A 10,682-nucleotide genomic window follows, 5' to 3' on the forward strand; every position below is an offset into this window, starting at 1 on the left:
GGCGGGCCGGTCCCAATCATCGTGGAATATGGATATGATAATCAAGAGATTGGGCGCCCGATTGAAACAGCCAGCAGGTTAGCCGGATCGAATCGCGCCCAGCGGCACGACCACCAACTGCCCACTGAACCACTGCTGACGCAGGCCGCGTTGCTGCCCGAGCAGGATGGCCAGATAGTCTCCGAGGGGGTGTCCCGCGGGCAGACCGGCCTCGATGTCATGCAGGGCCGCCTGGTATTGGTACTGCCCTTCCGGCAGGTGCTCGGAGGTGGCGCGCTCGCCCAACCATGCGATGGGTGGCAGCAGCAGGTCGGTTGCGCCGCTGCTCAGGGCATTGCGAATACCGGCGGCGTCGAAGTCGCCAAAGTAGACATGCGGCCTGGATGTGCTCGCCCAGGCATCGGACAGCCTGCCGAAACCTCCGCCATACTGGCTGTCCCCTCGATAGAGCAGCAGTGGGCAAGACCACGAAGCCAGCGCCGGAAGATGGGACGCCAGGCCGTAGAAGCTGTCCAGGTTTTCCACCTGAACCAGGACGTCGAAGGCGGAGAGCTGGATCTGCCGCCAGTCCAGATCATGGACATCGCGAGGCGTCGCGGCGATGCCGGGCCGCACCGCGCCAGCGGGCAAGCTGGCCAGCACGCGGTGGTCGCGCGGATTCTCCCGCACGCCCTTCTCCTCACGGCTGCCGTGGCGGGCCTGTTCGGCGGTGGTGAGGCCGCTGAGGTTGGCGTCGATGGACGGCAGCCCCGAGGCAACCAGGGTGGCGTCGATCTGCGCCAGCAACTCGCGGTCGAAGCGCAAGGTACGGGTGGAACACCGCATGCCCAGCACCATGTCGTGCTCATGGCACCAGGCCTCGATCTCTGCCATGACCTTGCCGCTGCGGGATTTGGCCACGCCGGGCTCGTGCAGCAGCTTCTTGCGCACCTCACGCAGCAGCCTGTAAGCACCCGGTGACAGGTTCATGCCGGCAGCGCCAATTGCAACTGGACGTCGTGGATCAGGTAAAGATGGTTAAGGGGACTGGCCTGGGTTTCCACCTGACGCAGCCGGAAGGCACGCTGCTCGCTTCGGGGCAGGCCCTGATACTCGGCGATCACCTGGAAGAGCCAGATCTCCTCATCCCATTCCAGATCGCTGCCCTGGAGATATTCCAGGGCACTGAGTCCCTCGCCGTCGTGGTCCACCACCGCTAGATAGAACCCCTCCACATCTTCCTTGAGAGCCTGCTGGCGCGCGGCCACCTGGGTGTCCTCGGGCAACTCGGCGGCACCGGCGGCAGTGACCGGCTGGGGGCGTGATGCGGGCCGAGGCAGGCGGTGCAGCAATTCGGCCGCCAGACGGGCATCGGCATCGTGGTCCAGGGCCACGGCGCCCGCGGGCATGATGGGCGCCGCCCGGTTGATCAGCTCCGGCACTTCGCTGCGCATGGCGTAGTTGCCGGGCACGAAGTTCGGGTGCTCGCGCAGGAAGCCCACCATGCCGGCCACCAGACGGCTGCGCGACTGCTGTTGACGGAAGCGGGCCATCAATTCGATGAGCCGTCGCTGCACCTCCCGAAGGCTGGTGTAGTGGTGGGTAAGTTGCTGCTGCAAACCGCTGACCAGCAGCTTGCGCAGGGCGCCATCGCTGCCAACCAGTTCGATGAGTTCATTGAAGTCGATCAGTTCCAGACCGTCCAGCAGGCGCACGATCTGTTTCTGAGCACGCTCATTCTCGCGGATCTTGTCGCCAAGGCGGCTGACAAAACCGAAGTCGCTGTTGAGTCGCCGCCACAGGCTGTCAATGGCGTCGGCGAAGCGACCATTGAGATCATCCACTTCCTGGCGCAGGCGCAGGAGCTGCTGCTCCTGGCGCCAGTACTCGCCGGCGTCGCGGGCCTCCCGGTAGCTCTGCACCAGCGTGCGCACCAGCTCGAGCGTCTCGGCCACGTCGGCATTCACGTGGCGGCGGGTCTCGTCGGCCAGCATCTCGGCGATCAACTCACGCACCTTGGGGGCCAGCTTGACGCCGCTTTGCTCGTCGGGCCGCCAAAGGATGCGCGCCGCCAGCAGGCGGTTCAGCGCGGTGGTGCTCAGCCCTTCCAGCGGCACCTCATCGCAGGCGTAGCCGGCCATCAGCGTCTCGGCATGCTTGCCCAACAGCGCCAGGCGCTCCACACCGGCGCTGATCAACCGGCTCTCCAGGGCGTGGGGGTCGCCGCCGCTCATAGCAGGCTCTGCTGCGTGGGCGCCTGATCTTCAATGGGCAGATTCTCCTCATCACGGATGAATCGCACCAGGTCGATCAGATAATCGATCTTGCCGGTCACCACGTAGTACTGGCGATCAGCGTGGGGCTGCTGCAGGTAACCATGCTCCTTGAGGCGCTTGAAGACCTGTTTGAGTTGGGCGTCCAGTTGGTCGCTCTGGGAGCCGAAGAAAGGGTCGGAAGCCAGCCGCTCCAGTCGCTCGCGCAGGCCCTGATGATCCTCGCAGCGGGAGCTGAAGTCGGCGGGCTTGAGTACGTCCCCGGGGGCCGCCAGGCCATCGCGGCCCAGTGCCTCCTGCACCAACTGCAGCCACTCCAGCATCGGCATCAGGCTGCCCACCGTGTCGCCCAGCTGGCGCGAGAGCTGCTCGCGGGCGGCCTCGTCGAGCCGCAGCCAGGCTAGGAAGTAGACGGTCCCATCGGTGTTGGTGGCCAGGCGACGGTTGAGTGGGCGCAGATAGTCATCGATCTGCTCACGGATCGTCTCGTCCTGCAGGTGGCGAAAGGCGGCCTCGTCGCTCACCGCGCAGATGAAGTCGCCGGCCAGCAGGCGCTCCAGCAGCGGACCCTGTTCGATCATGGGTTCACCTCCTCCGTGCGGGCCTGCAGACGCTGAGCCAGGCGGCTCAGACGGGGTTCAATGCGCTTGAGACGGCGCTTGGCCGGGTCGGCCTCGTCGCGGTCGATCAGGTAGCGGTTGCGGAACAGCAGCAGCACGTCCGACTCCGGGTTGGGGAAGGCGCCCACGATATGGATGCGGTTGTTGTCGCAGGCATCGAAGATCTTCTCCACATTGTGATAGGCCAGGGTGCCGATCTCGTCGATGGGCCAGTGGATGGCCACCTGGGCCTCACCGCGCAGCAACCGGGTGAAGGCGAGCAGGAACTTGCACAGGATCAGGTAGGCCATGCCGTGACTGGAGGACTCCAGCAACTGGCGGTCGCTCTTGATCACCAGATCCGTACCGCCCTCGTTCAGGTGCAGTTCCAGGCGCAACAGGCTCTCGAAGCTGTACTGCTGGTCACTGCGCAACAACTCCACCACATCGGCCAGGGCGTCCAGGTAGTCATCCCCGGGCAGCGGCTGGCCGGAGTCCCGCCAGTCGCGGTAGTGCTGGGTGAAGCGCTTGAGCGGCTCCCAGAAACCCAGCTCATCGATGGTGGACTGAATCTTCACCTCCGCACGGCCAATACCTTCCAGCTTGAGATCATCCGCCACTTCGTCCGAGAGACGCCGGCTCTGGGCGTTGATGCGCCGGTTGAGATCGCGGAACACGGTGAAGAACTTGTCCAGGTCGTCGCCCAGGTTGCGTCCTTCCTGCTGGAGTTGCTCCTGCCGGCCCTCCAGCAACTGGAGCATGCCGGCCAGTACACCCAGCAGGCGACGGGGGCTGGTGTCTTCAAGCCGGGTGCGCTCCGCCTCCAGGGTCTCGTGGAAATCGGTGCTGGCGCCCTTGATCAGGTCGGACTCCATCTTCTCGCAGCCCCGGCGCAGCTCATCCTGGGTGCGGGCGTGGTCGGTCAGTGCCTGGCGGACGCGTTCAATGCGCTCGCTGACATCCCCCGGGGCCTCACTCCGGGAATCCGGGGCCTGTTCCAGGGGCAGTGCATCCAGCCGGGTGAGCAGTGGCGCGAGGGTGTCGATCAACTGCTGTTGCGCGCCGCGCTGCTTCTCCAGATCCGCGACCGCCTCGCGATACTCCCTGCGCGCGGTGTCGAACTGCTGCTTGAGGTGCTCACGCTCGCGCACGGCGCTCTGGTGCTCACCGCCCAGCTCAGACTCGCGCGCCACCAACTGCGGCTTGCGCTCACCCCAATCCACCCGCATGAAGCGTGTGTAGGCTTCAAGCTCCTCACGACGCCGCTCGGTCTGGCGAATGCGCTGTTCCAGGGCCTCCAGGCGTGAGCGGGTCTGGTTCAGGCTGACGGTATCCACACCCTGCTCGGCCAGTTCGCGCTCGAAGGCAGCCTCAAGCTCCTCGCGCTGACGGCGATTCTCCTGCCTGAACCCGGTCAACTGGCCACGATACTGGGCAATCTGCTCATCGAAATCGGCCAGCCGCCCCGTGAATTCGTCACTCAAGGCCTGTCGCTGGGCGCGGTGGGTATCGGCCAGCGCCTCCAGGGCCTGTTCCCGCTCTTGATTCAGCGCCTGCTGCTGGGCCTCCTGCTCATTGAGCTCCTCGCGGCAGGCGGCCTGACGTGTCTGGCGAGCTGCCTCATGACGCTCCCAACACTGGCTGCGGGCTTGCAGGGCATAGTCTACCTCTTCGGCGGCGCGGCGCTGGGTCGAACGGGCACGATCCAGCCGGGCGGCGGCCTCCTGTACCTTGTCATGGCGGGCCTTGAGCGCCTTCTCCGCGGCTTCTTCGGCTTTTCGGGCCTGATCCAGCGCCTGCTGGGCGGCCTCGATCCCGGCCAGCAGCGTGGCCTCGTCCTGGGCATGATCAGGCAGGGCGATGGCAGCAAGATCCACCACCAACCCATAAAGATCGTCACTGGCACCATCGTTGAACTGCGGGGCCAGGTCACGACGCTGGAGCAGTTCCGGAGCGATCACCTTGCCCAGGCTCTGTTCCCAGCCCGGACGGTGATGACGCAGGAAGTGCCGCAGGCTGCCCTGGGCGGGGTCACGCTGGATCAACAACCCATCAAGACGGGCCTCGGCCCGGGAGCGCTGCTGACGGGCAAGCTCCAGATCCCGCTCCGCAGTGTCGCGTTCTCGCTTGCGCTCGTCGAGTTCGCCACGCACCGCCTCCAATGCGGCAGCAGCTGCGCTTTGTTCGCCCTGAGCCTGATCGACCCGGGCCTGGACCTGACGGGCCTCGTGGGCTTCCTCGGTTGTCTGGCCGTCATGGGCCAGCCGGGCCTTGAGTTCGGCAAGACGGTTGGCGCCCTCATCCAGGCGGCTGCGGTAATCATCGTCCAGTGCCTTTCGGCGACGCTGGTGGTCGGCTTCCAGGCGCTCTTCCTGTTCATTCCGGGCCTCACGGCAGGCGTCCTTCTCCTTGTCGAGGGCATCAATGCGCGCCTGGGTTTCCTCGCGGCGGCGTTCGAGCAGGTCACCCAGCTCCACCAGCCGGGCATTCAGGCGCGCCTTGCTCTCCTGGGCCGCCTGCTGCATCAGTTCCAGGTGATCGCGCAGTTGCTGCAACTCCTCGCGCCACTGGGGCAAACTCTGGAGGTCGCGCTCGAGACCGGGCATATCGGCCTCCTTGAAGGCCTCGAACCGGCGCTGCAGATCATCGAGCTCAAGGCGAGTCCGCTTCAGCTCGCTGTCCAGCGCGCTGATCCGGTCGTCGAGGGTGCCGCGCGCCTCCTCATGGGCCTGCTCGCGGGCCCGGAAGTCGCGCCGCAGCTCATTGAGCCGGGCCTCGAGATCGGCCCAGGCCCGCTGGGCATGGTGATGGTCGGCCTTGAGCCGAGGGTGGAGCTGACACAGCGAAGTCTCCAGCTCGGCCATCTCGCGATCGAGGCGCTGCAGGTCTTCCAGAGCACGCTGCAGCGGCGCAAGGCGCATGGACTGGCGCATGCGGGCGATCCACTCCCGCGCCTTGGTGTTGCGGATGCGGGTGACCGGCAACTCGACGCCATCCTCCTCGAAGATGGCGGCCAGCATGGTCTTGAGGGTGTCCATCTTGCCCTCCTTGGCATGCACCGCAGAGACCAGCTTTTCCATATGACGGATGCGATGTGCCGGGCGCACCAGGCTGAAACGGGCTGCGATCTGACGCAGGCGCAATGCCTCGCGGCTGTTGCCGTATTGCTGGGTGAAGTCGTTCTGGATCACCGCGCGATATTCGGAGCTGGCACCGATTTTCTGGGACACATCAACGCCCTGGCGGCGCAGGCCGTTGGCCCACTGGGCATAGTCCAGCGCGGTCACACCGCCCTCGCCCGTGACCAGGTAGTCCTCGGGCCGATAGGGGGCACTGACGAAGCGATATTCCACACCGCCGTCGCTCTTGCGGGTGAGGACCGCCTGACACACGTCGCCCGCCTCGCGGCGGTATTCATACACCAGGTAGCTGTTGCGGTGCGGCAGATAGAATTGGTCGAACTTCTGCCGCGTCCTCGGCACCACCTTGTTGGGCAGCTCGCCGTAAAACACCGGCACCAGCCGCTGCAGGGTGGTCTTGCCCGAGGCATTGGTGCCGCAGATATTGGTGTGGCCGTCCACATTCAGCTCGACCACCCCCTCAAGATGGCCGTGAATCATCACGATGCGTAACAGGTGCGCCATGTCGCGTTCTGGATCCCTTGACTTCGGAGGCGCCTATCTTGCCTTTGAAGGCTACAAAGGCGCCACCACAAAGTCATGCTTTGTAAACATCCCACTCGCATTCGAAGATCAGCCGTCAAAGCCGCCGTGAAAATAGAATAGCCACAGAAGTATTGATAGAGTGTCGGAATTCTGGACAAGGGCGCCATGTTACCCTTGCGATACATCAACTGCGATTGGAATATTCGCATGGAAGAGGACAATACCCCCCCGCGCGAGGCCTCTGATGAATCCGCTCGCCAGGGCTTGACGGAGGAATCGCGGCGGCACGATGAAGCGGCCCTGACACAGCTCCTGGACGCCGTGCCGGACATCTCGATCCAGGGGTATCGGCTGGATGGAACCGTGGTTTACTGGAACCCTGCCAGCGAGCATCTGTATGGCTACCCCGCCCACGAGGCCCTGGGTGCCAATCTGGCGGATCTCATCATCCCTCCGGAGGATCTGGAGATCTTTCACCAGCGCATGCAGAAGGTGCGAGATGGCGTTCACCTGCCGCCCTCGGAGATGCTGATCCTGCGTCATCGCGAAGGCTACCCCGTGAAGGTCCTCTCCTGCCATGTGGTGGTGCCCCATGCCGAGGATGGCTTACGCCTCTATTGCATGGACATGGACATGGCCGCACGGCTCCGGGATCAGGAGTGGCTGTGGGAGGCCGTGCAAGGGGGCAACGTGGGCTTGTTCGAGTGGCGGCCCGACGGGAGCGTGATCCTGTCGCGTGAACTCAAGGGGCAACTGGGGTACCTGGATCACCAACTGCATAATGATATGGAGGCCTGGCGGTCGTTGATCCACCCCGACGAGCGGGATGAGGACATCCGGCTGTTCGAGCAATACACACGCCGGCCAAAGGGGCGCTTTCGTATCGAGGTGCGCATGCGCCATCGGACCGGTGGCTGGCGATGGATCCTTTATCAAGCCTCCCCCGTTTACGGCCCGGACGGATGCCTGAGCAAGATCCTGGGTTCCAGCGTGGATGTCACCGAGCGCAAGCTGGCCGAAGAGCAAAGCGAGCGACTGGCCTACGCGGTGGAGCAAAGTCCCAGTGTCATGATACTCACCAACACCGACGGTGTAATCGAGTACGTCAACCAGCGTTTCTGCGACAACACCGGCTTCTCCCGAGATGAGGTGCTGGGGAAGCGCCCGGGGATGTTGCGCTACGGCGAGACAAACAGCGAAAAATCCCACCAGCTGTGGACAACCATCCAAAGCGGCAAAACCTGGGAGGGCGAGTTCCACAACCGCAAGCGGTCCGGCGAGCCGTACTGGGAGCAGGCAAGGATCTCACCGATCCGCAATGCACGGGGTGAAGTCACTCACTACATCAAACTGGCGGAGGACATCTCCGACAAGCGGGCCCTGAACGAGCGCCTGGAATACCTCGCCTTCCACGACCCGTTGACAGGCCTGCCCAATCGCAGCCTCATACTGGATAGAATCGGTCAGGCAGTGGCACAGGCCCACCGCGATCAACATGCCCTGGCCGTGATGTTCATCGACCTGGATGATTTCAAGGTCATCAACGACTCACTGGGGCACGACCTGGGCGACCAGTTGCTGATCCAGGTGGCGCATCGCCTGCGCAGCCTGCTGCGCGAGGGGGACACGGTGGCCCGCTTCGGCGGGGACTCGTTCATTCTGCTGCTGCCCAAGCTTTCTCATGCGGAGGACGCCATCCCCGTACTCGAGAAGATCCAGAAGGTCCTGAACCAACCGATCCCCCTCTCGAGCCAACAGGTGTCCGTGACGGTAAGTATCGGCATTTCCATCCATCCCGGCGACAGCGACCGTCCGGAGGACTTGATACGTCATGCCGATGCCGCCATGTATCGCGCCAAGGCAGAGGGTCGACGCTGCTACCACTTCTACACCCCGGAGATGGATGCGGCGCTGCAGGAACGCATGGAACTGGATCAGTCCATGCGCCAGGCGCTGGAGAGAGGCGAATTCCATCTCGTTTATCAGCCCCGGGTGGACCTGGCCAGCGGGCGGGTGCTCAGCCTGGAAGCCCTGGTGCGCTGGCATCACCCCCAATGGGGCATGATCTCGCCGGGTCGCTTCATTCCCCTGGCGGAGGAGACCGGCTTCATTCTCTCGCTGGGGCCGGAGGTGCTGCGCCAGGCCTGCGAGCAGATTCGCGTCTGGAAGGCCAGGGGTGTGCCGACCGTGACTGTGGCGGTGAACCTGTCGGCACGGGAACTGCGTGAACCCGACGTGGTTGAACGCATTCTCGGGGTGCTGGCCGATACCGGCCTGGAGGCGAGCGATCTGGAAATCGAGATCACCGAAAGCGCCGCGATGAGTTCCATTGAACAGACCATACGCACCCTGACCGAACTCAACACCCAGGGTGTGCGCATCTCCATCGATGATTTCGGCACCGCCTATTCATCGCTCAACTACCTCAAGCGCCTGCCGGTGCATGCCATCAAGATCGATCAATCCTTCGTCTCCGAGATGAAGGAAGACCCCGCCAACCACCCCGAGGATGCCGCCATCATCCGGGCCATCATCGGCCTGGGCGAGACCCTGGGCTTGAAGGTCATCGCCGAAGGCATCGAGAACACCTTGCAGCGGGACTTCCTGCTGGATCATGGCTGCGTGCAAGGGCAGGGCTATCTGTATAGCCGGCCGGTGCCGGCCGAAGATGTGGAACGGTTGCTGAATCCTGCTCAGGCATAGCGGCCCAGGCCCAGGCCCAGGCCGTCGGAATCGATACCCGTTGAATGGCCGAAGACCAGATCAGCCACGAACCGTGACGAGCCCAGGGACATGGTCCAGCCCAACGTTCCGTGACCCATGTTCAGGAACAGGTTGTCGTGACATGTACTGCCCAGGATGAGCGCGCTTTCCGGCGTCATGGGCCGCGCGGCGTTGTGGCGGCAGGCGGCGCGCCTGGAGAGGTCACTCATGACGTTGCATGAACCAGAGCACCAGCCGATGGGTGACCCACCAGGCGATCCCCAGGCCCAGCATGAGCAAGAGGAGCCAGAGTCCCTCGTGTATGCGACCGGGCTCCAGCCAGGGCATGCTCAATACCCAATTGACGTTTTGCCCCTCATCCACCGTCAGACGCGTGATCAACACAACGCCCCACCCCGCAGGCACGAGCCACCGCCACGCCCGCGCGTCGTACCCCAGACGCCAGACCATCCACCACAGGGCGAAGGGCAGCACCAGGTGGTAAAGCGACAGCGCACGGACCAGTAGCGGGATCTCGGGATCGAACATGTAGTCCACCATCCCGAACGGGGCCTGCCCCATGAGCACAAGGCCACCGAGGAAATCCACGATCCACCCAAGCTCCAGCAACCCCACACACACCAGCAGGGCCGAAACCAGACGGGAACTCGATGTCCAGGCGGCCACCAGCCCACCCAGCAGGGCCAGGTTGGAAAACCAGAAGAAGTTCACCCAGGGATAGTGGATGGCGTACACCGGTACCAGCGCCACGGCCAGGCCAAGATAGGCCAGCCGGAACCATAGTGGCATGGGGTGGGGAACTTGCTTGATGACTTTTCCGCCCATGCAGGCAGGGTACATTCATTCGGATATCAGTTACACCCGGGCACTGCTGGCCCCGGATTCTTGATTCACATGTCCCTTGCATGATGTCTGGCGTCTGGATGATAAAGCTCCGAACCTGCGGCCAAGCCCCGGCACGACTTCTTAACTGACAAGTCCCATGACAGGGATAGACTGAAGGACTTTGTGCGCTCCTTCAGAGCCTGATGGGCGTGTAGGAAAATCCCTACAACGGTTCCCCGCATTTGCTGCATTAATCCGGACAGGCGGGGGTTACAGTGACAGCCTGCAAGTGCATACTCAACGTCCCATCCGAGCGCACTAAACCGCGTCAGAAGTGCGGGTTTGGAAGATGAGCTGATTTGGTGCGTGCGTACCACTTTAGCGCACAAATCCAATCCTTGAAACCTTCACTGCGTGATTGGCGGTGTACCATCCACTGAATTCAGGACGATAAATTCATGGAACAAAAGGCAGTAGAACCGGAAGCACGCATTGTGGAGTTGGAGTACCTTTTGGCTCTGGCAAGAGGCTCTAGTCAGATTGCTCGGGAGGTCCTCGAAACCAATGACAGTGAATACTTGTTGCAGCGACTGGCTCTGATTATGGGGAGAAATCTA

The 10,682-nt window shown here is 63.5% G+C and carries 7 protein-coding genes; 1 reads left to right on the plus strand and 6 read right to left on the minus strand.

Features of this window, described 5'->3' with window-relative positions; all coding sequences use genetic code 11:
- Positions 1 to 78: 78 nt before the first annotated feature.
- From LPW30_RS12210 to LPW30_RS12225, 4 genes are read right to left on the minus strand one after another with little or no spacing between them, the layout of a single operon-like run.
- Positions 79 to 969: a DUF7281 domain-containing protein gene (locus LPW30_RS12210; RefSeq protein ID WP_239680982.1), complete on the minus strand. Its 891-nt coding sequence runs from the start codon at positions 967 to 969 to the stop codon at positions 79 to 81.
- Positions 966 to 2,213 (minus strand): hypothetical protein, encoded by a 1,248-nt coding sequence (locus LPW30_RS12215; protein ID WP_025280990.1) that lies wholly within the window; start codon positions 2,211 to 2,213, stop codon positions 966 to 968. Before LPW30_RS12215 ends, LPW30_RS12210 begins: the two co-directional genes overlap by 4 nt.
- The gene (locus LPW30_RS12220; RefSeq protein WP_238625151.1) at positions 2,210 to 2,833 is read right to left on the minus strand and encodes a condensin complex protein MksE; all 624 of its coding nucleotides are present in this window, start codon (positions 2,831 to 2,833) and stop codon (positions 2,210 to 2,212) included. The genes LPW30_RS12215 and LPW30_RS12220 overlap by 4 nt, the downstream gene beginning before the upstream one ends.
- Positions 2,830 to 6,495, minus strand: coding sequence for an ATP-binding protein (locus LPW30_RS12225; RefSeq protein ID WP_239680983.1), 3,666 nt, complete (start codon positions 6,493 to 6,495; stop codon positions 2,830 to 2,832). Before LPW30_RS12225 ends, LPW30_RS12220 begins: the two co-directional genes overlap by 4 nt.
- Positions 6,496 to 6,723: 228 nt before the next feature.
- Between LPW30_RS12225 and LPW30_RS12230 the strand changes: the two genes are divergently transcribed.
- Positions 6,724 to 9,219, plus strand: a complete 2,496-nt coding sequence (locus LPW30_RS12230) for a sensor domain-containing protein (protein ID WP_239680984.1) — start codon at positions 6,724 to 6,726, stop codon at positions 9,217 to 9,219.
- Here LPW30_RS12230 and LPW30_RS12235 read toward each other — a convergent pair.
- Positions 9,210 to 9,449 carry a hypothetical protein gene (locus tag LPW30_RS12235; RefSeq protein ID WP_274520765.1) on the minus strand — a complete coding sequence of 80 codons (240 nt, stop codon included), beginning with the start codon at positions 9,447 to 9,449 and terminating at the stop codon, positions 9,210 to 9,212. The genes LPW30_RS12230 and LPW30_RS12235 overlap by 10 nt on opposite strands.
- A complete protein-coding gene (locus LPW30_RS12240; RefSeq protein ID WP_239680985.1) occupies positions 9,442 to 10,029 on the minus strand; it encodes a hypothetical protein in 588 nt (195 codons plus the stop codon). Before LPW30_RS12240 ends, LPW30_RS12235 begins: the two co-directional genes overlap by 8 nt.
- Positions 10,030 to 10,682 lie beyond the last annotated feature (653 nt).

It is taken from the genome of Ectothiorhodospira variabilis, assembly GCF_022227625.1.
GTDB lineage: Bacteria > Pseudomonadota > Gammaproteobacteria > Ectothiorhodospirales > Ectothiorhodospiraceae > Ectothiorhodospira > Ectothiorhodospira haloalkaliphila.

Bases quoted from the DNA above. Each gene is read 5' to 3' on its own strand.
- LPW30_RS12210 (WP_239680982.1), bottom strand. From the start codon at position 969: ATGAACCTGTCACCGGGTGCTTACAGGCTGCTGCGTGAGGTGCGCAAG.
- LPW30_RS12215 (WP_025280990.1), bottom strand. From the start codon at position 2,213: ATGAGCGGCGGCGACCCCCACGCCCTGGAGAGCCGGTTGATCAGCGCC.
- LPW30_RS12220 (WP_238625151.1), bottom strand. From the start codon at position 2,833: ATGATCGAACAGGGTCCGCTGCTGGAGCGCCTGCTGGCCGGCGACTTC.
- LPW30_RS12225 (WP_239680983.1), bottom strand. From the start codon at position 6,495: ATGGCGCACCTGTTACGCATCGTGATGATTCACGGCCATCTTGAGGGG.
- LPW30_RS12230 (WP_239680984.1), top strand. From the start codon at position 6,724: ATGGAAGAGGACAATACCCCCCCGCGCGAGGCCTCTGATGAATCCGCT.
- LPW30_RS12235 (WP_274520765.1), bottom strand. From the start codon at position 9,449: ATGAGTGACCTCTCCAGGCGCGCCGCCTGCCGCCACAACGCCGCGCGG.
- LPW30_RS12240 (WP_239680985.1), bottom strand. From the start codon at position 10,029: ATGCCACTATGGTTCCGGCTGGCCTATCTTGGCCTGGCCGTGGCGCTG.